Consider the following 21,601-nt stretch of genomic DNA (forward strand, 5'->3'; position numbering starts at 1 on the left):
GAACATGAACGCATTCAAACTGAGCGCATTAGCCGCTTTGACGGCAACGATGGGATTCCTGGGCGGCATGGGAAACGCCATGGCTGATCAACAGCTGGTGGATCAACTGAGTCAGCTGAAGCTGAACGTGAAAATGCTGGATAACCGCGCCGGCGAAAACGGCGTGGATTGCGCGGCGCTGGGCGCCGACTGGGCCTCTTGCAACCGGGTGTTGTTCACCCTCAGCAACGACGGCCAGGCGATCGACGGCAAAGACTGGGTCATCTATTTCCACAGCCCGCGCCAGACTCTGCGGGTGGACAACGACCAGTTCAAGATCGCTCACCTCACCGGCGATCTGTACAAGCTGGAGCCGACCGCCAAATTCAGCGGTTTCCCGGCCGGTAAGGCGGTGGAAATTCCAGTGGTGGCCGAATACTGGCAGTTGTTCAGAAACGACTTCCTGCCGCGCTGGTATGCCACGTCCGGCGACGCCAAGCCGAAAATGCTGGCGAATACCGATACCGAAAATCTGGATCAGTTCGTGGCGCCGTTCACCGGCGACCAGTGGAAGCGCACCAAGGACGACAAAAACATTCTGATGACGCCGGCTTCGCGCTTTGTCAGCAATGCCGATCTGCAGACGCTGCCTGCCGGCGCGCTGCGCGGCCAGATCGTGCCGACGCCGATGCAGGTGAAAGTGCACGCGCAGGATGCCGATCTGCGTAACGGCGTGGCACCGGATCTGAGCACGCTGGTCAAGCCGGCGGCGGACGCCGTCAACCAGCGCTTTGCGCTGCTGGGCGTGCCGGTTCAGGCCAACGGCTATCCTATCAAGACCGACATTCAGCCGGGCAAGTTTAAAGGCGCGATGGCGGTGTCAGGCGCCTATGAGTTGAAAATCGGCAAGAAAGAGGCGCGAGTGATCGGTTTCGATCAGGCCGGGGTGTTCTACGGGCTGCAGTCGATCCTGTCGTTAGTGCCGAGCGACGGCAGCGGCAAGATCGCCACGCTGGACGCCAGCGATGCACCGCGCTTCGAGTATCGCGGCATTTTCCTCGACGTGGCGCGCAACTTCCATAAGAAGGACGCGGTGCTGCGCCTGCTGGATCAGATGGCGGCCTACAAGCTCAACAAATTCCACTTCCACCTGAGCGATGACGAAGGCTGGCGCATCGAGATCCCCGGTTTGCCTGAGCTGACGGAAGTCGGCGGCCAGCGCTGCCACGATCTGAGCGAAACCACCTGCCTGCTGCCGCAGTACGGCCAGGGGCCGGACGTCTACGGCGGCTTCTTCAGCCGTCAGGACTATATCGACATCATCAAATACGCCCAGGCGCGCCAGATTGAAGTGATCCCGGAGATCGACATGCCGGCGCACGCCCGCGCCGCGGTGGTCTCGATGGAAGCGCGCTATAAAAAGCTGCATGCCGCCGGGAAAGAGCAGGAGGCCAACGAATTCCGCCTGGTGGATCCGACCGATACCTCCAACACCACCTCCGTGCAGTTCTTTAACCGCCAGAGCTACCTGAACCCATGCCTGGACTCTTCCCAGCGCTTTGTCGACAAGGTGATCGGCGAGATCGCCCAGATGCATAAAGAAGCCGGCCAGCCGATCAAGACCTGGCACTTCGGCGGCGACGAAGCGAAAAATATTCGCCTAGGCGCCGGCTATACCGACAAGGCGAAACCGGAGCCGGGCAAAGGCATCATCGATCAGAGCAACGAAGACAAGCCGTGGGCCAAGTCGCAGGTGTGCCAGACGATGATCAAAGAAGGCAAGGTGGCCGACATGGAGCACCTGCCGAGCTACTTCGGCCAAGAGGTCAGCAAGCTGGTGAAGGCGCACGGCATCGACAGAATGCAGGCCTGGCAGGACGGCCTGAAAGACGCCGAGAGCGCGAAGGCGTTCGCCACCTCGCGCGTAGGCGTCAACTTCTGGGATACCCTGTACTGGGGCGGTTTCGATAGCGTCAACGACTGGGCCAACAAAGGGTATGAAGTGGTGGTTTCCAACCCGGACTACGTCTATATGGACTTCCCTTACGAGGTGAACCCGGACGAGCGCGGTTACTACTGGGGCACCCGCTTCAGCGACGAGCGCAAGGTGTTCAGCTTTGCGCCGGACAACATGCCGCAGAACGCGGAAACCTCGGTCGACCGCGACGGCAACCCCTTCAGCGCCAAGAGCGACAAGCCGTGGCCGGGTGCCTACGGGCTGTCCGCTCAGCTGTGGAGCGAAACCCAGCGCACCGATCCGCAGATGGAATACATGATCTTCCCACGCGCGCTGTCGGTGGCGGAACGCGCCTGGCACCGCGCCGGTTGGGAGCAGGACTATCGCGCCGGCCGCGAATACAAAGGCGGGGAAACCCACTTTGTCGATACCAAGGCGCTGGAGAAAGACTGGCTGCGCTTCGCCAATATTCTGGGCCAGCGTGAACTGGCCAAGCTGGACAAAGGCGGCGTCGCTTACCGTCTGCCGGTGCCGGGCGCGCGCGTAGCGGGCGGCAAGCTGGAGGCGAATATCGCGCTGCCGGGATTGGGCATCGAGTATTCCACCGACGGCGGCAAGCAGTGGCAGCGCTATGACGCAAAGGCCAAACCGGCGGTTTCCGGTGACGTTCAGGTGCGTTCGGTCAGCCCGGACGGTAAACGCTACAGCCGCGCCGAGAAGGTTTAAGCCCGGTGCAACGGCCTGCTGCCCGGCGGCAGGCCGTATAACGAAGGGGGAATGCGTCTGCCTTCGCGCGTGTCGGCGCGGGGTGGACGTTGAAGTGAGAGTAGTACGTGGAGTCGCAGTGCCGCTGCAATTGTGATATTTCATGACATGATTTTCCCCGGCTTGTCCGGGGATTTTTTTGCCCGTTGCACGGCGGGCATAAAAAAACCGCCTCGGTGTGAGGCGGTTTTTCATAGCCGGTCAGGCTTATTTCTTGTCGTGCAGCGTTTCGTCTTCACGACAGTCACCGGTTTCGCAGTGGCCGTACAGGTACAGGCTGTGGTTGGTGAGCTTGATGCCGTGCTGCTTGGCGATATCACGCTGGCGAACTTCGATGGATTCGTCGCTGAATTCAATCACTTTGCCGCAGTCCAGGCAAATCAGGTGATCGTGGTGATGCTGTTGGGTCAGCTCGAACACGGACTTGCCGCCTTCGAAATTGTGACGTGTCACAATGCCCGCATCGTCAAACTGGTTCAGTACGCGATAAACCGTTGCCAGCCCGATCTCTTCGCCCATATCAATCAGTTTTTTGTACAAATCTTCCGCACTGACGTGATGGCATTCCGGATTTTGCAGTACTTCCAGGATTTTGAGTCGCGGAAGCGTGACTTTTAAGCCGGCCTTCTTCAGTGCGATGTTGTTGTCGGTCATGCGAATTCAGTCCTGTTACTATGCTAATCAAGTTGAGGCGTACTCGCCTGTGGCATCGGTCGGCACAAAGAGTTAATGCGTCTCATTATAGAACCGGTTGTACTAAATAGAAACCGCCGGTTGTTAACAAAGATATAATTGCACTATTGCATGTTTTGCATGCAACGCCTTGATGGATGGGATAAACCGATATCTCAGTCTACCGTGACGGGGTGGGAAGTTACAAATCTGTAGCTTCTATCGCAGCAATCCCTGCTGCCGATGACGGCCCTGTGGGCACACTATGCACTTTACAGGGCCTTTGTTCAACCTTTCGCCAGTGCCGGGGCTTAGCCGACGATATCGGCCAGGCTCAGCTCTTCGACGATCTGTTTGACCCAGGCGTCCACGCGCTCGTTGGTCAGCTCCGGCTGGCGGTCTTCGTCGATCGCCAAACCGATGAAGTGATCGTCGTCCGCCAGGCCTTTGGAGGCCTCGAAGTGGTAGCCTTTGGTCGGCCAGTGGCCCACGATGGCCGCGCCGCGCGGTTCGATGATGTCGCGGATGGTGCCCATCGCGTCACAGAAATATTCTGCGTAGTCTTCCTGGTCGCCGCAGCCGAACAGCGCCACCAGTTTGCCGTTGAAGTCGACTTCTTCCAGCGTCGGGAAGAAATCATCCCAGTCACACTGTGCTTCACCGTAGTACCAGGTCGGGATACCCAGCAGCAGGATATCGAACCCTTCCAGGTCTTCTTTGCTGCTTTTAGCGATGTCATGCACTTCAGAGACGTCGTCGCCAAACTGTTTCTGGAGAATTTTCTGGATCATTTTGGCAATGTTTTCGGTATTGCCAGTGTCGCTGCCAAAGAAAATGCCTACAGTAGCCATATCGCGTATAACCTTTAAATTCAAGTAATTGCATTACTCGACGCCGGCACTGCCGCCGCTGACGCCGATTAAAATGATGCCATGGCAAGAGCCTTTCGCCTCCGGGGCGGGCGCCGACAGGCGCAGTCTCTAGCCGGTAAATGCGTATCATGCCAGAAAGTGGCGCCGGGGTTTTATCGCATTTATGCGATGCCGGAGAATGAAGAAAAGCGTGGTCGATCCGGCGTTGTCCTTAACGCCGCGCCGCGCGTGCGGCCGAAGAGATCAATGTTCCGGCTGTTCTTCCGCCAGTTGCGCCAACAGCATCTGCTCGATGAGTTCGCTGCGGCTGATGTTGCGCTGTTCCGCCAGTTTGTTCAGGGCGTCCACCGCATCCGCGTTGATTTTCAGCTCTACGCGCCGCAATCCACGCACTTTATCGCGCCGTAACTGATTGCGCTTATTGATTCTAAGCTGTTCATCGCGGGAGAGCGGGTTGGTTTTCGGGCGCCCCGGACGGCGTTCATCTGCGAACAGATCCAGCGTCGTGCGATCCGTTTGTTCTTTTGCCATAGGTAGCGGTACTGCAAGGGAGTTTGCATCAAAAAGCGCTCGCACGCTTCCGGAGGCATCGGTTAACACACTTCGGGCCAATAAACCCTAACCCAAATTCACCCCCGAACCGGCGTTCGTGAACGCGCTGGCGCGGCGGCAAAATTATAGCGCGCCATATTACCCCAGCAGATGGAGCGGCGACAATGCCTAACTGCGGGCTAAACGCGCTAAGCCGTTATCTTTAGCGCGTTTTTTCGCCAGGAAAGCGTGTTTTTCAGGCTTCGTCGAGGAAACGGTGGATGGCGCGCAGCACCGCTTCCGGTTTTTCGGCGTGCACCCAATGGCCGGTACCGGCGACGACGTGCGCGCGGGCCTGCGGGAACTGGCGGGCGATGTCCGCACGGTAGCTGTCCTGCACGTACGGCGACAGGCCGCCGCGAATGAACAGGGTCGGGTGCGGCCAGGGCGGGACTTCCTGCCAGCCGGTGATGTCTTCGTAGCGTGCGATCAGCACCGGCAGGTTGAAGCGCCATTCGCCGTTGTGGAAGGACTTCAGCAGGAACTGGATCACGCCTTCTTCCTGCAGGTAGTCGCGCATCAGCTCGGCGGCCGCCTGGCGCTGGGTGATGCCGGCGGCGCTGACGGCCTTCAGCGCGGCGAAAATCTCGTCGTGACGGCGGGTCTGGTAATCCACCGGCGCGACGTCGATAACGATCAGCTTGGCGACACGCTCGGGCGCGATGGCGGTCAGCGCCATCGCCGCTTTGCCGCCCATCGAATGGCCGATGACGATCGCTTTCTCCAGCTGCAGTTCGTCGAGCAGCGCCAGCAGATCCTGCGCCATGGCGGGGTAGTTCATGTCGTCGGCGCGCGGGGAGAGGCCGTGATTGCGCAGATCGACCTTGATCACCGCGTGCTGTTTATGCAGATCGCGCGCCAGCACACCCAGGTTGTCCAGATTGCCGAACAGCCCGTGGATCAGCAGCACCGGCAGCGCGTCTGACTCGGCGGCCAGCAGTTGATAATGTAATTTCATGGCGAAGTTCATACTGAGAGAGATTCAGATTAGGGTATCATGATTGAATCGCACGATGAATCATGCGGAATTTTCGCGGCGCGGGCTTGGCAGTGCCGGCTATAGGTATTAGTCTGCATTTGCCGTCCGGAGGCACATTGTTGTGTTCGCCCCAGCGCTTTTAACCTTATAATCCCATGGCTTGAATGCAGGATCTGGCTTCAGGTTCTAAGTAGAAAAAACAGTATTGGATAAAGATGAAAACTATTGAAGTCGACGAAGAGCTTTACCGTTATATTGCCAGCCACACGCAACACATCGGTGAAAGCGCGTCCGATATTTTACGCCGCATGTTGAAATTCACCGCCGGGCAGCCGGTGCGCGCGTTGCCTGCCGCCAGTGCCCCGCAGTCCGTCGAGCTGGAAAAAGCGGCGCCGGCGCAGCGTCCGCGCGATCGCGTGCGCGCCATGCGTGAGCTGCTGTTATCGGATGAATACGCCGAGCAGAACAAAGCGGTCAACCGTTTCATGCTGGTGCTGTCCACGCTGTACACCCTCGATGCCGCCGGTTTCGCCGCCGCCACCGAGGCGTTGACCGGCCGTACCCGCACCTATTTCGCCGGCGATCAGCAGACCCTGCTGGCCAACGGCACGCATACCAAGCCGAAGCATGTACCGGGCACCCCTTACTGGGTGATCACCAATACCAATACCGGCCGCAAACGCAGCATGATCGAACACATCATGCAGGCGATGCAGTTCCCGGCGGAACTGATCGAGAAAGTTTGCGGTACCGTCTAATTTAGCGAACAGCCCGTCATGCTGGCCGTGCGCGACGTATTGCCCGGTCACCGACAGGGTGAGGGAGATATGTCGATGGCGAATAATCCACGTGCCGGGCAGCCCGCCCGCCAAAGCGATCTGATCAACGTAGCCCAGCTGACGTCGCAGTACTATGTGCTGCAACCTGAAGCCGGCAATGCCGCACACGCGGTGAAGTTTGGCACCTCCGGCCACCGCGGCAGCGCGCAGCGCCACAGCTTCAACGAAGCGCACATCCTCGCCATCGCTCAGGCGATCGCCGAAGTTCGTCATCAGCAGGGCACCACCGGCCCGTGCTACGTGGGCAAAGACACCCATGCGCTGTCTGAGCCGGCCTTCATTTCCGTGCTGGAAGTGCTGACCGCCAACGGCGTCGATGTGATCGTGCAGGAAAATAACGGTTTCACGCCAACGCCGGCGGTATCGCACGCCATTCTGTGCCACAACCGCCGCGGCGGCGCGCAGGCCGACGGCATCGTCATTACGCCGTCCCACAACCCGCCGGAAGACGGCGGCATCAAATACAATCCGCCGAACGGCGGCCCGGCTGACACCAACCTGACGTCGGTGATCGAGAAGCGCGCCAACGAACTGCTGGCGCAGCAGCTGAAAGGCGTTCAGCGCCAGTCGCTGGACAAGGCCTGGAACAGTGGCCACCTGCACGCCAAAGACCTGGTGCAGCCTTATGTCGAAGGCCTGGTTGAGGTGGTCGACATGCCGGCCATTCAACGCGCCGGCCTGAAGCTGGGCGTGGATCCGCTCGGCGGCTCCGGCATCGCCTATTGGCAGCGCGTGGCGGAACACTACAAGCTGGATCTGACGCTGGTGAACGATTCCATCGATCAGACCTTCCGCTTCATGCACCTGGATCACGACGGCATCATCCGCATGGACTGCTCGTCCGAGTCGGCGATGGCCGGCCTGCTGGCGCTGCGCGACAAATTCGATCTGGCGTTCGCCAACGATCCGGATTACGACCGCCACGGCATTGTCACGCCGAAAGGCCTGATGAACCCGAACCACTATCTGGCGGTAGCCATCAACTACCTGTTCCAACATCGCCCGCAGTGGGGCGCCGATGTCGCAGTCGGTAAAACGCTGGTGTCCAGCGCGATGATCGACCGCGTGGTGGCCGACCTGGGCCGCAAGCTGGTGGAAGTGCCGGTCGGTTTCAAATGGTTTGTGGACGGCCTGTTCGACGGCAGCCTGGGCTTCGGCGGCGAAGAGAGCGCCGGGGCTTCGTTCCTGCGCTTCAACGGCCAGCCGTGGTCGACGGACAAAGACGGCATCATCATGTGCCTGCTGGCGGCTGAAATCACCGCGGTAACCGGTGAGAATCCGCAGCATCACTATGACGATCTGGCCAAGCGTTTCGGTGCGCCGAGCTATAACCGCATCCAGGCGCCGGCAACCCATGCGCAGAAAGCGGCGCTGTCCAAGCTGTCGCCGGAGATGGTCAAGGCCAGTACGCTGGGCGGGGATCCGATCACCGCACGTTTGACCGCGGCACCGGGTAACGGCGCCTCGATCGGCGGGCTGAAAGTGATGACCGACAACGGCTGGTTCGCGGCCCGTCCTTCCGGTACCGAAGAGGCTTACAAGATCTATTGCGAGAGCTTCCTCGGCGCGGAACACCGCGAGAAGATTGAGCATGAAGCGGTCGAAATCGTCAGCGAAGTGCTGGCTTCCGCCAAGTAATCACTTTCCCTGATTGATAAAAAGCGCTGTTTTTACAGCGCTTTTTTTATGCCTGAAATTTAGATATATCTTTTTATCGGTGCGCGCTTGCGCATTTAGATATATCGATCTAGATTAGCGTTATCGACGCTGTTTAGATATATCTAAACAACCTCGTATTGATGTTCACTGTTAAAGCGAGGTATCACCCTATGTTTCATCGATTAGGTTTACACCGGCATCACCATCACCATCACCATCATGAATGTGAAGAGGGCCGCCGTCATCGCGGCGGGCGCCATCATTTCGGCGGCGACGGCGAAGAGCACGGCCGGGGTGGGCGCGGCGGCCGGGGCGGGCGTCATCGTCTGTTCGAACACGGCGATCTGCGCCTGGTGTTGCTGGCGCTGGTGGCGCGCAAGCCCAGCCACGGCTATGAGCTGATCAAGGCGATTGAGGAGGCCTCTTCTGGCCTGTATGTGCCGAGCCCGGGGGTGATTTACCCCACGCTGACGCTGCTGGAAGAGCAGGATTTCCTTGAGCCGCTCACCACCGGCAACGGCCGCAAAAGCTACCGCATCACCGCGGCGGGCGAGGGCGAGCTGCAAAAGCATCAACAGGCGGTTGACGTCATTCTGGCGCGCCTGGCGGGCGCCGGCCGCGAGCATCATCGGCACGGCAACCTGGCGGAAGGCATCTACGACGCCATGAACCGCCTGCGCAGCCTGCTGCGCGGCAACGTGATGCGCGCCGATCTTACGCCGCAGCAGGTGGAGCGCATCAACGCCGCGTTGCTGACCGCCGTGGCGGCGATCGAAAGCGAAATGCATATTCAACCCACGCAGCAGGAGAAGAACTGATGCCCGGCCACCGTTTTACTATTACCGTTGAAGCCCTGAGCGATCGCCAGGGCAATCCCGTCGAGAAAGCGCCGCTGAGTTTTGAAGTGACCAACCACGACGATATTCTCGAGATCGTCGAGCGCATCCGGGCGCGTGACGATCTGAACTTCGGCCCCGAGCAGAGCGCGGCCTTCGCCGTAGGCTTGAAGCTGTTCTCCGAAGTGATGATCGAAAACCGCAAACACCCGGTGTTCGCTCCGCTGCGCGATGCGTTTAAGGAATTTATGGTCGGATTGAAGAAAGGCCCGGCGGCGTAAAGGCGCGGCACACCGCGCCCGCCGGGGTTAAGGCATGAAGCGGTAGCCGACGCCGGTTTCGGTCAGCAGGTGTTTGGGCCGGGCCGGATCGGCTTCCAGCTTCTGCCGCAGATGGCCCATGTAGATGCGCAGGTAGTGGCTGTGCTCCACGTAGTTCGGCCCCCAGACGTGGCTCAACAGCTGACGTTGGGTGATCACCTTGCCGGCGTTGGCCAGCAGTTCCGCCAGCAGGCGAAACTCGATCGGCGTCAGGTGCAGGTCTTCGTCGTTGCGCAGCACCCGGCGATTCACCAGATCGACGGTGATCGCTGAAAAACTCACCAGCGGGCTTTCCTGCTGGCTGGCGGAGTGGCGGCGCAGCGCGACCCGCACCCGCGCCAGCAGCTCGCCGATGCCGAACGGCTTGCTGAGGTAGTCGTCGGCGCCGGCGTCCAGCGCGGCGATCTTGTCCTCCTCGGCGTTGCGCGCCGACAGCACGATCACCGGAATGGCGCTCCACTGCCGCAGATCGCGGATGTAGCTCAGCCCGTCGCCATCCGGCAACCCCAAATCAAGGATGATCAGATCCGGTTTGCGCGTGCCGGCTTCAATCAGCCCGCGCTGCAGCGTTTCACTTTCAAACACCCGCAGGCCTTCGCTCTCCAGCGCGGTGCGCACGAAGCGGCGGATCTCTTTTTCATCTTCAACAATCAGAATGTTGGTTGGCGTTATGCTCACGTTTCCCCTGCGTTGATTACAGATCGAAGGCGTCACCGTCGATCTCGGGCGGTTTTTCCAGCGGCAGCACGAAGCGGAAGCTGGCGCCGCCGTTGGCGCCGTTTTCCGCCCAGATGCGGCCATCATGCACTTCAATAATGGCACGGCAAATCGCTAACCCCAAGCCGACGCCGGGGATCGCCGACTCTTTATTGCCGCGTGAAAACTTGTCGAAAATCAGCTGCAGCTGATCGGCGGGGATGCCGGGGCCGTTATCCCAGACCTCGACTTCCAGCCACTCGGGCAGCGTGCGGGCGCGAATGCCGATGGTGGCCTCGGCGCCGGCGTATTTATTGGCGTTTTCCAACAGGTTGGTGAACACCCGTTCCAGCAGGCTGCCGTCGCAGTTGACCAGGATCTGTTCCGGCGGCAGCTTGACCACGATCGGATGCTGGCTGAGCAGCGGCTCCAGCATGTGCAGCGAGGCGCCGACGATCTCTTCCAGCGACTGCCACTCTTTCCGCAGGCTGAAACCGCCGGACTGGATGCGCGCCATATCCAGCAGGTTGTTCACCAGCCGGGTGGTGCTCAGCACCTGCTGGCGGATCTGGCTGGCCTGGGTGGCGTGATTGGAGCCTTCGGCCGCCAGGTCCAGCGTGAGGATTTCCGCCTGGCCGAACAGCACGGTCAGCGGCGTGCGCAGATCGTGCGACAGCGCCGCCAGCAGCGAGTTGCGCAGCTGTTCGCGCTCGGCGTCCAGCTTGGCTTCTTCGGCGCTGCGCGCCAGGTGCAGCCGCTCCAGCGCGCTGGCGATCAGCACCGCGAAGGTCTGCAGCAGCCGCTGCTGTTCCGGCACCATCAGCTGGCGCAGGTTGTTGGGCTCGATCGCCAGCAGGCCGAAGGTCTGCTTGGGGGTATTGAGCGGCAGCAGCTGGTAAGGCACGCCGGGCAGGGTGTCGGTGCCGGCACCTGCCGGCAGGCCTTTGTCGAAGCTCCAGCGCGCGATGGCTTCATCTACCGACAGCAGCCCGCCTTCCTCGCCAACCATCTGTTGCAGGCGGCCGTCTTCCTGCGGCAGCAGCAGCACGGTTTTCGCCTGGAAACTGCTGGAGAGGAAGTGGCGGCTGGTGTTGGCGATGTCGGCCACGGTCAGCGCGCGGCTCAGCCCGCGCGACATTTCGTACAGGTGACGCGCCCGCTGCTCGCGGTAGCGCGCCACTCGGGCCTGATAACGCACCCCGGCGGTCAGGTTGCCGATGATGATGCCGACGGCGAGCATCACGCCGAAGGTCAGCAGATACTGCATATCGCTGACGGCGAACGACCATTCGGGCTGGACGAAGAACAGATCGAAGCTGGCGACGTTGATCACCGCCGCCAGCACCGACGGCCAGCGGCCGAAGAACAGCGCGACGATCGCCACGCCGAGCAGATAGATCATCACCAGGTTGGCCTGATCGAAGCCCGGCAGCAGCCACTGCGAGAGCAGGGTGATCAGCGCGCACAGCGCCACCGCCACCGCGCAGCCGCGCAGCTGCATGCGCCATTTCTCATTGAAGCTGCGGCCGTCGTGCTCCTTGCCCGGCGGCGGCTGCGCGGCGTCGTTCTCCAGCGCCACGATCACCAGATCGAGATCCGGGCCCAGTCGGCCGAGGCGATCGGCGAAGCTGCCGCGCAGCTTCCAGCGCTGTTCGCTGCGGCGGCCGATGATGATTTTGCCGAGGTTATGCTCGCGGGCGTAGCGCAGCACCGCGCGCTCTTCGGACGGATCGGCCAGGGTGGCGGTTTCTGCCCCCAGCTCCTGCGCCAGCCGCAGCGCGCGCAGAATGGCGCGGCGCTGGTTTTCCGGCAGCCGGTGCAGCTTGGGGGTTTCCACATAGACCGCATGCCAGTGGCAGCCGAGCCGCGCCGCCAGCCGGGCGGCGATGCGCACCAGCTTTTCGTTGCCGCTGTTGTGGCCGACGCACAGCAGAATGCTGTCGCGGGTGTGCCACACTTTCTCGCGCCCCTGGGTATCGCGAAACTCGCGCATCTGATCATCGACCCGATCGGCGGTGCGGCGCAGCGCCAGCTCGCGCAGGGCGATCAGGTTGCCTTTGCGAAAGAAGTGCTCGATGGCGCGCTCGGCCTGACCGGGAATATACACTTTGCCTTCGTGCAGCCGCCGGCGCAGATCGTCCGGCGGCAGATCGACCAGCACCACTTCGGCGGCTTCGTCAAACACGTGGTCGGGCACCGTTTCGCGCACCCGCACGCCGGTCACGCCGCCCACGACGTCGTTCAGGCTTTCCAGATGCTGCACGTTGACGGTAGTCAGCACGTCGATGCCGGCGTCCAGCAGCTCTTCCACATCCTGCCAGCGTTTGGGGTGGCGCGAACCCTGGGCGTTGCTGTGCGCCAGTTCGTCCATCAGCACCAGCGCCGGGTGGCGCGCCAGCGCGGCGTCGAGATCGAATTCATGCACCAGCCGGCCGCGATGCTGGATGCGTTTTTGCGGCAGCAGCGACAGGCCGTCGAGCAGGGCGGCGGTCTCGCTGCGGCCGTGGGTTTCCACCACGCCGACCAGCACGTCCAGCCCCTGAGCGCGCAAACGCTGGGCCTCCTGCAGCATGGCGTAGGTTTTGCCCACGCCGGCGCAGGCGCCGAAGAATACCTTCAACCGGCCGCGCGGCTTTTCATTGGCCAGCGCCAGCAGGCTATCGGGATCGGGGCGCTGCTGCTCTTCTTCGACCATGACAATTCCTTGTGTTACCAAGCAAAAAGGGGTTCGGCATGCCGAACCCTATCACTATGCTGAATACGGCGCGTTACTTCAACGCATCCAGCGCCAGGTTCAGCTTCAGCACGTTGACCACCGATTCCCCCATGAAGTTGGGCGTGGCCCGATCGGTATTGTCGTCGATCAGTTTGGCGACCTGTTCCGGCGGCAGATGACGCGCCGCCGCGACCCGCGCCAGCTGATATTGCGCGGCGGCGATCGAGATCTGCGGATCCAACCCGCTGCCGGAGGCGGTCAGCAGATCGACCGGGATCGGGCCGCTCATTGCCGGGTTGGCCTGGCGCAGCTGCGCTGCGCGTTCGGCGATAGCCTTATCCAGCGCCGGGTTGGTGGCCGCCAGGTTGCTGCCGGCGGAGGCCTGTGGATTATAGGCCGAATCGCCGGTGGCCGACGGGCGGCCCCAGAAATAGTCGGCGCGCATAAAGTTCTGGCCGATCAGTGCTGAGCCCACCGCCTTGTCGCCTTGGTACAGCAGCGAGCCGTTGGCCGCGGCCGGAAACAGCAGCTGCGCCAGCCCGGTGGTCAGCAGCGGATAGGCGATGCCGGTGATCAGCGTCAGCAAAATCAGCATCACCAGCGCAGGTCGTAAATAAGTCATGTTCATTTCCCTCAATGGTTAACCGGCGACGTGCAGCGCGACCAGGATCAGGTCGATCAATTTGATGCCGACGAACGGCACCAGCAGACCGCCGACCCCGTACAGCCACAGGTTGCGGCGCAGCAGGGCCGCGGCGCTCATCGGTTTATAGCTCACCCCTTTCAGCGCCAGCGGGATCAGGAACACGATCACCAGGGCGTTGAAGATCACCGCCGACATGATGGCGGAGGCGGGGGAGTGCAGGTGCATCACGTTCAGCGCGTTCAGCTGCGGGTAGGTGGCCGCGAACGCCGCCGGAATGATGGCGAAGTATTTGGCCACGTCGTTGGCGATGCTGAAGGTGGTCAGCGAGCCGCGCGTCATCAGCATCTGTTTGCCGATATGCACCACTTCGATCAGCTTGGTCGGGTTGGAATCCAGATCGACCATGTTGCCCGCCTCTTTGGCAGCCTGGGTGCCGGAGTTCATCGCCACCGCCACATCGGCCTGCGCCAGCGCCGGGGCGTCGTTGGTGCCGTCGCCGGTCATCGCCACCAAACGGCCTTCTCCCTGATACTGGCGGATCAGCGCCAGCTTGGCTTCCGGCGTGGCTTCCGACAGGAAATCGTCCACCCCGGCTTCGGCGGCGATCGCCGCCGCGGTCAGCGGGTTATCGCCGGTGATCATCACCGTTTTGATGCCCATCTTGCGCAGCTCATTGAAGCGTTCCTTGATGCCGCCCTTGACGATATCCTTCAGCGCCACCACGCCCAGCACCCGGGCGCCTTCCGCCACCACCAGCGGCGTGCCGCCGGTGCGCGCCACGCTTTCCACCAGATCGTCCACCGCCCGCGGGAAGTGGCCCTGATTGGTTTCGACGTGGCGGCGAATGGCGTCCACCGCGCCTTTGCGGATCATGCGCTCCTGCACGTTGACGCCGCTCATGCGGGTCTGGGCGGAGAAGGGCACGAAGGTGGCGTTCAGCGCCTGCAGATCGCGTTCGCGCAGGTTGAAGCGCTGTTTGGCCAGCACCACGATGCTGCGGCCTTCCGGCGTTTCGTCCGCCAGCGAGGCCAGCTGCGCGGCGTCCGCCAGCTCTTGCTCTTTCACGCCCGGCGCCGGCAGGAACTCCGAAGCCTGGCGGTTGCCCAGCGTGATGGTGCCGGTTTTATCCAGCAGCAGCACGTCCACGTCGCCGGCGGCTTCCACCGCGCGGCCGCTGGTGGCGATCACGTTGGCACCGAGCATGCGGCTCATCCCGGCCACGCCGATGGCGGACAGCAGGCCGCCGATAGTGGTGGGGATCAGGCAGACCAGCAGCGCGACCAGCACGGTGATGGTGACCACGCTGCCGCTGCCGCTGCCGGCCGCTTCCACGCTGTATTGCGAGAACGGGAACAGGGTGGCGGTGGCCAGAACGAACACGATGGTCAGCGCCACCAGCAGGATAGTCAGCGCGATCTCGTTCGGCGTTTTGCGGCGTTTGGCGCCTTCCACCATGGCGATCATGCGATCGAGGAAGGTTTCCCCCGGGTTGACGCTGCACTGCACCACCAGCCAGTCGGACAGCACTCGGGTGCCGCCGGTGACCGAGGAGAAGTCGCCGCCGGACTCGCGGATCACCGGCGCGGATTCGCCGGTGATGGCGCTTTCATCCACCGAGGCGCCGCCTTCCAGCACTTCGCCGTCGCACGGGATGGTATCGCCGGCTTCCACCAGCACGATATCGCCTTTGCGCAGGCTCTCGGCGGCCACTTTCTCCGTGGCGCCGTCGCGGCGCGGGCCGGCCAGCTTTTTCGCCCAGCTGGTTTTCTTGGTGCCCTTCAGGCTTTCCGCCTGGGCCTTGCTGCGCCCTTCGGCCAGCGCCTCGGCGAAGTTGGCGAACAGCACGGTGAACCACAGCCACAGGGCGACGCTGCCGGTGAAGGCGGCGGCGCCGTCGGTTTGGCCGGTGAGGATCGCCAGCCAGATGGCGGTGGTCAGAATGCTGCCGATATACACCACGAACATCACCGGGTTGCGCCATTGAACGCGAGGGTCCAGTTTTTTCACCGCATCGATCAGCGCGGTGCGCACCAGAGCCGGTTCAAACAGCGCGCGTTGTTTGCGAGTCATCTCTTATTCTCTCTCTGTGACGTCGATTAGTTTGCCAACCAAAGCTGCAAATGCTCGGCCACCGGGCCCAGCGCCAGCGCCGGCACGAAGGTCAGCGCGCCCACCAGCAGCACGGTGCCGATCAGCAGGCCGATAAACAGCGGCCCATAGGTCGGCAGGGTGCCGTTGCCCGCCGGCTGGCGTTGCTTGGCGCTCAGCGAGCCGGCGATCGCCAGCACCGGCAGGATCACCCCGAAGCGGCCGACGAACATGGCGAAGGCCAGCAGCAGGTTGTAGAACGGCGTATTGACGCTCAATCCGGCGAAGGCGCTGCCGTTGTTGTTGGCGGCGGAGGACAGGGCGTACAGCACTTCGCTGAAGCCGTGGGCGCCCGGGTTGAGGATGCCGGCGCGGCCCGCGTCGGTGCCGATGGCCAGCGCGCTGCCCAGCAGCACCAGCGTCGGCGTGACCAGGATCGCCAGCGCGGTCATCTTCATGTCGTAAACGTCGATCTTCTTGCCCAGATATTCCGGGGTGCGGCCGATCATCAGACCGGCGATAAACACCGTCAGCAGCACGAACAGCAGCATGCCGTACAGGCCGGAGCCGACGCCGCCGAACACCACTTCGCCGATCTGCATCAGCCACATCGGCACCATGCCGCCCAGCGCGGTGAAGGAGTCGTGCATGGCGTTGACCGCCCCGCAGGACGCGGCGGTGGTGACTACCGAGAACAGGCTGGTGGCGAGAATGCCGAAGCGCGACTCTTTGCCTTCCATATTGATGTTGCTGTCGGCGCCCAGCGCGCTCAGGTGCGGGTTGCCTGCCAGCTCGGCGACCATCACCGCCACCACCGCCGCCACGAAGATCAGCGCCATCGCCCAGATCAGCGCATGGCCCTGGCGGTTTTCACCGGCCAACTGGCCGAAGGAGAAGCACAGCGCGCAGGGGATCAGGAAGATGGCCAGCATCTGCACGAAGTTGGTCAGCACGGTTGGGTTCTCGAACGGGTGCGCCGAGTTGGCGCCGAAGAAGCCGCCGCCGTTGGTGCCGAGCATCTTGATCGCTTCCTGCGAGGCCACCGGCCCCATCGGCAGCGTCTGCTGCGCGCCTTCGAGCGTGGTGACGTGCAGGTAAGGCAGGAAGTTTTGCAGCGTGCCCTGGCTGACGAAGAACAGGGCGATCAGCAGCGCGATCGGCAGCAGCACATACAGCGTGATGCGGAACAGATCGGCCCAGGCGTTGCCGACGGTCTTGCCGGCGCGGCGGGTAAAGGCGCGGATCAGCGCAAAGGCCACGGCGATGCCGGTAGAGGCGGAGACGAAGTTCTGCACCGCCAGCCCGGCCATCTGGCTTAAATAGCTGAGGGCGCTTTCGCCGCTGTAGGCCTGCCAGTTGGTGTTGGTGACGAAGCTGACGGCGGTGTTGAGCGCCAGATCCCAGGAGAGGCCCGGGAAGCCTTGCGGGTTGAGCGGCAGCGAGCCCTGTGTCATCAGCAGGGCAAACAGCAGCGCCAGGCCGAGCAGGTTGAACGCCAGTATTGCCAGCGCGTACTGCCACCAGTTCATCTCGGTGACGCGGATGCCGCAGGCGCGCCAGACGCCGGCTTCCACCCCGCGTAGCGCAGGCAGCGGCTCACCTTCGATCAGGCGCGCCATAAAGCCGCCCAGCGGCCGGGCCAGCAGCAGAAGCACCAGCAGGAAGCTGGCGATCAGTAAAAAGGCTGAAGCCGCCATCAGAAATCCTCCGCGTTAAACAGGGCGTAGACCAGATAGGCCAACAGCAGCAGAACCAACAGCGCACCACCAATAACGCTGAAACTCACGGGACACCTCCAGAGGTGTTGTTTTTGATAGAAGCAGTGTAGGGAGAGGGGTAGAAAGAAGATGAAAAAATCGCGCGGGCGGGTGTAAAAAAAGTATAAAAATGGCTGAAATTTCAGCGAAAATTTAGCATTTCAATCATCAGGCCGGTGGCGAGATTGTCCCTGATGGGGGAGGGAGAACAGGCGTAAGCGGGAAATAATGAACCAGATAATAACCACAATGTAACTCATGGTAAGTTAAAAATTAACCTTGCTGTAACAAAATTACGGATCGCGGCGGCGGTTAGCGATTTTTTGTGCGATTTAGTGGTCGGATGAGTAGTAAACTTTCATCAAGTGCGCTAAAATTTTGTCCAGTTACCAAATTACCGATTGTTCATTTGATACGCCGACGCCGTTTTCCCTGACAAATCAACGGCAGGCGTTTTTAAGGAGGTTCGCATGTCTACGACCTATCACGCTTATTCACTGCATCGGATTCTCCTGCGCCGCAGCGCAGTGGTTATCGCGGGCATTTTGGCCCTGCCGGTGATGCTGTTCCGCAGCGATCGCGGGCGTTTTTACAGCTACCTGCACCGCGTCTGGTCAAAAACCAGCGATAAGCCGGTCTGGCTGCAGCAGGCGGAACTGGCGTCCTGCGATTTCTACTGAGCCACTGCCGATTCACGAAAACCCTCGCCCTGCGGCGAGGGTTTTTTTATGCCTATAGCCGGCTCTATCAAGCGCAAGGTCGTATTCGGCAAGCCATTCTTCTACACTTTCCTCATCGGTCAACAACACGGGAGAGCGGTATGAGCGACAAGATCCCTATCGGCATCAGCGCCTGTTTACTGGGCGACGCGGTGCGTTTCGACGGCGGCCACAAACGGCTGGCCTTTGCGGTGGAACAGTTGGCGCCCTATGTGCGCTTTGAGCCCGTTTGCCCGGAAATGGCGATCGGCCTGCCTACACCACGCCCGGCGCTGCGCCTGGTGAAGCAGGCGCAGCCGTGGCCGGCGATGCGCTACAGCAACGACGCCGGCGTGGATCTGACCGAGGAGATGCGCGGCTTCTCCGCGCAGCGCGTGGCGGCCTTGCAGCATCTGTGCGGCTATATCGTCTGCGCCAAGTCACCGAGCTGCGGCCTGGAGCGGGTGCGGGTCTACAGCGAAAACGGCAAGGACTCACGTAAAAACGGCGTCGGGCTGTTTACCGCGGAACTGCTGCGCCAGATGCCGTGGCTGCCGGTGGAAGAAGACGGACGATTGCAGGATGCGGCACTGCGGGAAAACTTTATCGAGCGGGTGTACGCGCTGTACGAGTTGAACATGCTGTGGCGCCAGGGGCTGACCCGCGGCGGGCTGATCGCGTTTCACAGCCGCTACAAGCTGTCGCTGCTGGCGCATTCGCAGCCGGCGTATCGCGAATTGGGGCGCTTCGTCGCCGATATTCACCGCTGGGATTCGCTGGAGGCCTTCGCCGTGGAATACCGCAGCCGCCTGATGGCGCTGTTGGCGCACAAAGCAACGCGGCGCAACCACACCAACGTGTTGATGCACGTGCAGGGCTACTTCCGCCGTCAGCTCAGTACGGCGCAGCGCCAGGAGCTGGCGCACCTGATCGACCGCTACCGGCAGGGCATGCAGCCGCTGTTGGCGCCGATCGCGCTGCTCAAGCATTACATGGCGGAATACCCCGATCGCTATCTGGCGGAACAACGCTATTTCGAACCTTATCCGGAGGCGCTGCGTTTGCGTTACGGCCATTGATTGACAAGGAGTTTTATGACCACGCATCTGGTCTGGTTGCGTAACGATCTGCGTATCACCGACAACAAAGCCCTGCACGCCGCCTGCAGCGATCCCGAAGCCCGGGTGCTGGCGGTGTTTATCGCCACGCCGCAGCAGTGGCGGCAACATGAGATGGCGCCGCGGCAGGCGGCGCTGATCCACGCCAGCCTGCGGGCGGTGCAGCAGGCGCTGGCGCACAAGGGCATTGCGCTGCATTGCCATTCCTGTGCGGACTTTGCCGCGTCGATCGACTGGCTGGCGGACTATTGCGAGCGAGAGCAGGTGGATGCGCTGTTTTACAATCGCCAGTACGAACTGAACGAACGGCGGCGCGATGCGCGGCTGGAACAGCGGTTGAGTGGCCGGGTGAGGTGTCACGGTTTCGATGACAGCCTGCTGCTGCCGCCGGGCAGCGTACTCACCGGCGGCGGCGAGATGTACAAGATCTATACGCCGTTTCGCAACGCTTTTCTTCAACGCCTGACCGAGTCCGACGTGAGCTGCCTGCCGGCGCCGAAGACTCGCGCCGGTGGCGCGTTGCCTGCGCCTGAAGCGCCGGCGGCGTTCGATTACCCTACGGCGGAGACTGGGGATGGCTATCCCGTTGGTGAGGAGGCCGCGTTGCAGCGGCTGCGCGCTTTTTGCCGCGAGCAGGTGCAGGATTACCTCCGGCAGCGCGATCTGCCGGCCCTCGCCGGCACCAGTAGCCTGTCGCCCTATCTGGCGATCGGCGTGCTGTCGCCGCGCCAGTGCTTCAACCGCCTGCGCGCCGAATGCCCGCAGCTGCTGGAAGATCGCGAAAGCGGTGCCTTCGCCTGGCTCAACGAGCTGATTTGGCGTGAGTTCTATCGCCATCTGCTGGTGGCCTATCCCGATCTGTGCCGCCATCGGCCGTTTATTGCCTGGACGGACAAGGTGCGCTGGTGCGATGACGCGGCGAAGCTGCACGCCTGGCAGCGGGGCGAGACAGGCTACCCGATCGTCGATGCCGCTATGCGCCAGCTGAACGCCACCGGCTGGATGCACAACCGGCTGCGCATGATCAGCGCCAGTTTTCTGGTGAAGGATCTGTTGATCGACTGGCGTGCCGGGGAGCGCTATTTCATGTCGCAACTGCTGGATGGGGATCTGGCGGCCAACAACGGCGGCTGGCAGTGGGCGGCATCCACCGGCACCGACGCCGCGCCGTATTTCCGCATCTTCAACCCGACGACTCAGGGTGAACGTTTTGATCCACAAGGCACTTTTATCCGTAAATGGTTGCCGGAACTGGCGGATGTGCCCGACAATGACATCCATCATCCCCATCGCTGGGCGGAAAAGCAGCGATGCACGCTGAACTACCCGCTGCCGATCGTCGATCATAAGCAAGCCCGGCTGGAGACGCTGGCGGCGTTCGAGGCGGCAAAACGGGGAGAGTCTTGAGGCAACTGCAAGGAGCGATGCAATGATGAAAAAGGTGCTGGCCCTGTGCCTGAGCGGCTATTCGGCGCTGGCGATCGCCGGCTTTGACGTGGTGGCGCTGGGCGTCGACGGCGGCGTCAGCGACGGCAACCTGACTTCCTACCTGATCCGCAGCGACAATCAGCCGCGGTATGTGGCGCTGGACGCCGGTTCGCTGCTGCCGGGCATCGCCAAAGGGCTGGAGAAGGGCAGCTTCCCGCAGGTGACGCCCGAGCTGGCCGCGCCTTACACGCCGCAGGGCTATGTGTTCCGGCAGTTGATCGGCAGCTACTTTATCAGCCACGGCCACCTGGACCACGTGGCGGGGCTGATCCTCGGCTCACCCGAGGACAATAAAAAAACCGTTTACGCCCAGGCGGACACCGTGCTGACCCTACGTAATCACTACTTCAACTGGAAGGCGTGGCCGAACTTTACCGACGCCGGCAACGGCTCGCGGCTGGGCACCTACCGGCTGCAAACGGTGCGGCCGCAGCAGCGGTTTACCCTCGGCCTGACCGGATTGACCGGCGTGATGTACCCGCTCAGCCACGATCGCTATCCGTCGTCGATGCTGCTGATTTCCAACGGCAACGAGTTCTTCGCCTACTTCGGCGATACCGGGCCGGATAAGGTGGAGCAGTCGCGCGATCTCGATACCGTCTGGCGCGCGCTGGGGCCGCTTGTCGAGCAGAAGAAGCTCAAGGGCATGATTATCGAAACCTCTTACCCTAATGGGGTGGAGGATAAACATCTGTACGGCCATTTGACGCCGGCCTGGCTGCTGAAGGAGCTGAAGAACCTGACGCAGTACAGCGGCGGCGATGGCTCGCTGAACGGTTTGCCGGTGGTGATCAGCCACATCAAGCCCAGCCTGAAGCAGGGCGAAGATGCGCGCGCCGCCATTGCGCAACAGCTGGCGCAGGGCAACGATCTGGGGGTGAAATTCATCCTGATGGCGCAGGGCGACCGGCAGACATTTTGACTA

At 61.9% G+C, this 21,601-nt stretch carries 19 protein-coding genes; 9 read left to right on the forward strand and 10 right to left on the reverse strand.

Features of this window, described 5'->3' with window-relative positions:
• Nucleotides 1-4: 4 nt before the first annotated feature.
• Nucleotides 5-2,662, forward strand: coding sequence for a beta-N-acetylhexosaminidase (locus tag ACJ8PI_RS01690; protein WP_041033874.1), 2,658 nt, complete (start codon nucleotides 5-7; stop codon nucleotides 2,660-2,662).
• Between the two features lie 246 nt (nucleotides 2,663-2,908).
• On the opposite strand, the gene fur is transcribed toward ACJ8PI_RS01690, so the two are convergent.
• The 4 genes from fur to ybfF form a co-directional block, all read right to left on the reverse strand.
• Nucleotides 2,909-3,355: a ferric iron uptake transcriptional regulator gene (fur, locus tag ACJ8PI_RS01695; RefSeq protein ID WP_019454058.1), complete on the reverse strand. Its 447-nt coding sequence runs from the start codon at nucleotides 3,353-3,355 to the stop codon at nucleotides 2,909-2,911.
• A gap of 329 nt (nucleotides 3,356-3,684) precedes the next feature.
• Nucleotides 3,685-4,224 (reverse strand): flavodoxin FldA, encoded by a 540-nt coding sequence (gene fldA / locus ACJ8PI_RS01700; RefSeq protein WP_025301862.1) that lies wholly within the window; start codon nucleotides 4,222-4,224, stop codon nucleotides 3,685-3,687.
• A gap of 264 nt (nucleotides 4,225-4,488) precedes the next feature.
• Nucleotides 4,489-4,776 (reverse strand): LexA regulated protein, encoded by a 288-nt coding sequence (gene ybfE / locus ACJ8PI_RS01705; protein WP_004939936.1) that lies wholly within the window; start codon nucleotides 4,774-4,776, stop codon nucleotides 4,489-4,491.
• Between the two features lie 256 nt (nucleotides 4,777-5,032).
• Nucleotides 5,033-5,806, reverse strand: a complete 774-nt coding sequence (gene ybfF / locus ACJ8PI_RS01710) for an esterase (RefSeq protein WP_164134424.1) — start codon at nucleotides 5,804-5,806, stop codon at nucleotides 5,033-5,035.
• Between the two features lie 224 nt (nucleotides 5,807-6,030).
• Between ybfF and seqA the strand changes: the two genes are divergently transcribed.
• From seqA to ACJ8PI_RS01730, 4 genes are all read left to right on the forward strand, one after another.
• Nucleotides 6,031-6,573 (forward strand): replication initiation negative regulator SeqA, encoded by a 543-nt coding sequence (gene seqA, locus ACJ8PI_RS01715; RefSeq protein WP_033637454.1) that lies wholly within the window; start codon nucleotides 6,031-6,033, stop codon nucleotides 6,571-6,573.
• Nucleotides 6,574-6,648: 75 nt separating this feature from the next.
• Nucleotides 6,649-8,292 carry a phosphoglucomutase (alpha-D-glucose-1,6-bisphosphate-dependent) gene (pgm, locus tag ACJ8PI_RS01720; protein WP_033638690.1) on the forward strand — a complete coding sequence of 548 codons (1,644 nt, stop codon included), beginning with the start codon at nucleotides 6,649-6,651 and terminating at the stop codon, nucleotides 8,290-8,292.
• A 191-nt stretch (nucleotides 8,293-8,483) separates the two neighbouring features.
• Nucleotides 8,484-9,131 carry a PadR family transcriptional regulator gene (locus ACJ8PI_RS01725; protein ID WP_164134423.1) on the forward strand — a complete coding sequence of 216 codons (648 nt, stop codon included), beginning with the start codon at nucleotides 8,484-8,486 and terminating at the stop codon, nucleotides 9,129-9,131.
• A complete protein-coding gene (locus ACJ8PI_RS01730; RefSeq protein WP_033655173.1) occupies nucleotides 9,131-9,430 on the forward strand; it encodes a DUF3861 domain-containing protein in 300 nt (99 codons plus the stop codon). Before ACJ8PI_RS01725 ends, ACJ8PI_RS01730 begins: the two co-directional genes overlap by 1 nt.
• A 27-nt stretch (nucleotides 9,431-9,457) precedes the next feature.
• Here ACJ8PI_RS01730 and kdpE read toward each other — a convergent pair whose 3' ends face one another.
• The 6 genes from kdpE to ACJ8PI_RS01760 form a co-directional block, all read right to left on the reverse strand.
• Nucleotides 9,458-10,147, reverse strand: coding sequence for a two-component system response regulator KdpE (gene kdpE, locus ACJ8PI_RS01735; protein ID WP_033637458.1), 690 nt, complete (start codon nucleotides 10,145-10,147; stop codon nucleotides 9,458-9,460).
• 16 nt (nucleotides 10,148-10,163) lie between these two features.
• Nucleotides 10,164-12,860, reverse strand: a complete 2,697-nt coding sequence (gene kdpD, locus ACJ8PI_RS01740; protein WP_041033883.1) for a two-component system sensor histidine kinase KdpD — start codon at nucleotides 12,858-12,860, stop codon at nucleotides 10,164-10,166.
• A gap of 73 nt (nucleotides 12,861-12,933) precedes the next feature.
• Nucleotides 12,934-13,503, reverse strand: coding sequence for a potassium-transporting ATPase subunit KdpC (kdpC, locus tag ACJ8PI_RS01745; RefSeq protein WP_041033885.1), 570 nt, complete (start codon nucleotides 13,501-13,503; stop codon nucleotides 12,934-12,936).
• Nucleotides 13,504-13,521: 18 nt separating this feature from the next.
• Nucleotides 13,522-15,597, reverse strand: coding sequence for a potassium-transporting ATPase subunit KdpB (gene kdpB / locus ACJ8PI_RS01750; protein WP_164134422.1), 2,076 nt, complete (start codon nucleotides 15,595-15,597; stop codon nucleotides 13,522-13,524).
• A gap of 26 nt (nucleotides 15,598-15,623) precedes the next feature.
• Complete coding sequence (gene kdpA / locus ACJ8PI_RS01755) at nucleotides 15,624-17,312, reverse strand: potassium-transporting ATPase subunit KdpA (RefSeq protein WP_033655172.1); 1,689 nt, start codon at nucleotides 17,310-17,312, stop codon at nucleotides 15,624-15,626.
• Nucleotides 17,312-17,401, reverse strand: coding sequence for a K(+)-transporting ATPase subunit F (locus ACJ8PI_RS01760; RefSeq protein WP_016928742.1), 90 nt, complete (start codon nucleotides 17,399-17,401; stop codon nucleotides 17,312-17,314). The genes kdpA and ACJ8PI_RS01760 overlap by 1 nt, the downstream gene beginning before the upstream one ends.
• 441 nt (nucleotides 17,402-17,842) lie before the next feature.
• Between ACJ8PI_RS01760 and ACJ8PI_RS01765 the strand changes: the two genes are divergently transcribed.
• The 4 genes from ACJ8PI_RS01765 to ACJ8PI_RS01780 all read left to right on the forward strand — a co-directional run bounded on the left by ACJ8PI_RS01765 (nucleotide 17,843) and on the right by ACJ8PI_RS01780 (nucleotide 21,598).
• Nucleotides 17,843-18,052 carry a YbfA family protein gene (locus ACJ8PI_RS01765; RefSeq protein ID WP_004939916.1) on the forward strand — a complete coding sequence of 70 codons (210 nt, stop codon included), beginning with the start codon at nucleotides 17,843-17,845 and terminating at the stop codon, nucleotides 18,050-18,052.
• A 140-nt stretch (nucleotides 18,053-18,192) separates the two neighbouring features.
• Complete coding sequence (locus ACJ8PI_RS01770; RefSeq protein ID WP_033647169.1) at nucleotides 18,193-19,149, forward strand: YbgA family protein; 957 nt, start codon at nucleotides 18,193-18,195, stop codon at nucleotides 19,147-19,149.
• A 15-nt stretch (nucleotides 19,150-19,164) separates the two neighbouring features.
• The gene (gene phrB / locus ACJ8PI_RS01775; protein WP_060429646.1) at nucleotides 19,165-20,595 is read left to right on the forward strand and encodes a deoxyribodipyrimidine photo-lyase; all 1,431 of its coding nucleotides are present in this window, start codon (nucleotides 19,165-19,167) and stop codon (nucleotides 20,593-20,595) included.
• A 22-nt stretch (nucleotides 20,596-20,617) separates the two neighbouring features.
• A complete protein-coding gene (locus ACJ8PI_RS01780; RefSeq protein ID WP_047568879.1) occupies nucleotides 20,618-21,598 on the forward strand; it encodes an MBL fold metallo-hydrolase in 981 nt (326 codons plus the stop codon).
• The last annotated feature ends 3 nt before the right edge of the window (nucleotides 21,599-21,601 follow it).

This window comes from Serratia sp. CY82433, assembly GCF_052166535.1.
Classification (GTDB): Bacteria; Pseudomonadota; Gammaproteobacteria; order Enterobacterales; family Enterobacteriaceae; genus Serratia; species Serratia sarumanii.

What these genes read in the sequence shown, in the direction of transcription:
- ACJ8PI_RS01690 (WP_041033874.1), top strand. Translation starts at nt 5, where the DNA reads ATGAACGCATTCAAACTGAGCGCATTAGCCGCTTTGACGGCAACGATG.
- fur (WP_019454058.1), bottom strand. Translation starts at nt 3,355, where the DNA reads ATGACCGACAACAACATCGCACTGAAGAAGGCCGGCTTAAAAGTCACG.
- fldA (WP_025301862.1), bottom strand. Translation starts at nt 4,224, where the DNA reads ATGGCTACTGTAGGCATTTTCTTTGGCAGCGACACTGGCAATACCGAA.
- ybfE (WP_004939936.1), bottom strand. Translation starts at nt 4,776, where the DNA reads ATGGCAAAAGAACAAACGGATCGCACGACGCTGGATCTGTTCGCAGAT.
- ybfF (WP_164134424.1), bottom strand. Translation starts at nt 5,806, where the DNA reads ATGAACTTCGCCATGAAATTACATTATCAACTGCTGGCCGCCGAGTCA.
- seqA (WP_033637454.1), top strand. Translation starts at nt 6,031, where the DNA reads ATGAAAACTATTGAAGTCGACGAAGAGCTTTACCGTTATATTGCCAGC.
- pgm (WP_033638690.1), top strand. Translation starts at nt 6,649, where the DNA reads ATGGCGAATAATCCACGTGCCGGGCAGCCCGCCCGCCAAAGCGATCTG.
- ACJ8PI_RS01725 (WP_164134423.1), top strand. Translation starts at nt 8,484, where the DNA reads ATGTTTCATCGATTAGGTTTACACCGGCATCACCATCACCATCACCAT.
- ACJ8PI_RS01730 (WP_033655173.1), top strand. Translation starts at nt 9,131, where the DNA reads ATGCCCGGCCACCGTTTTACTATTACCGTTGAAGCCCTGAGCGATCGC.
- kdpD (WP_041033883.1), bottom strand. Translation starts at nt 12,860, where the DNA reads ATGGTCGAAGAAGAGCAGCAGCGCCCCGATCCCGATAGCCTGCTGGCG.
- kdpC (WP_041033885.1), bottom strand. Translation starts at nt 13,503, where the DNA reads ATGACTTATTTACGACCTGCGCTGGTGATGCTGATTTTGCTGACGCTG.
- kdpB (WP_164134422.1), bottom strand. Translation starts at nt 15,597, where the DNA reads ATGACTCGCAAACAACGCGCGCTGTTTGAACCGGCTCTGGTGCGCACC.
- kdpA (WP_033655172.1), bottom strand. Translation starts at nt 17,312, where the DNA reads ATGGCGGCTTCAGCCTTTTTACTGATCGCCAGCTTCCTGCTGGTGCTT.
- ACJ8PI_RS01765 (WP_004939916.1), top strand. Translation starts at nt 17,843, where the DNA reads ATGTCTACGACCTATCACGCTTATTCACTGCATCGGATTCTCCTGCGC.
- ACJ8PI_RS01770 (WP_033647169.1), top strand. Translation starts at nt 18,193, where the DNA reads ATGAGCGACAAGATCCCTATCGGCATCAGCGCCTGTTTACTGGGCGAC.
- phrB (WP_060429646.1), top strand. Translation starts at nt 19,165, where the DNA reads ATGACCACGCATCTGGTCTGGTTGCGTAACGATCTGCGTATCACCGAC.
- ACJ8PI_RS01780 (WP_047568879.1), top strand. Translation starts at nt 20,618, where the DNA reads ATGATGAAAAAGGTGCTGGCCCTGTGCCTGAGCGGCTATTCGGCGCTG.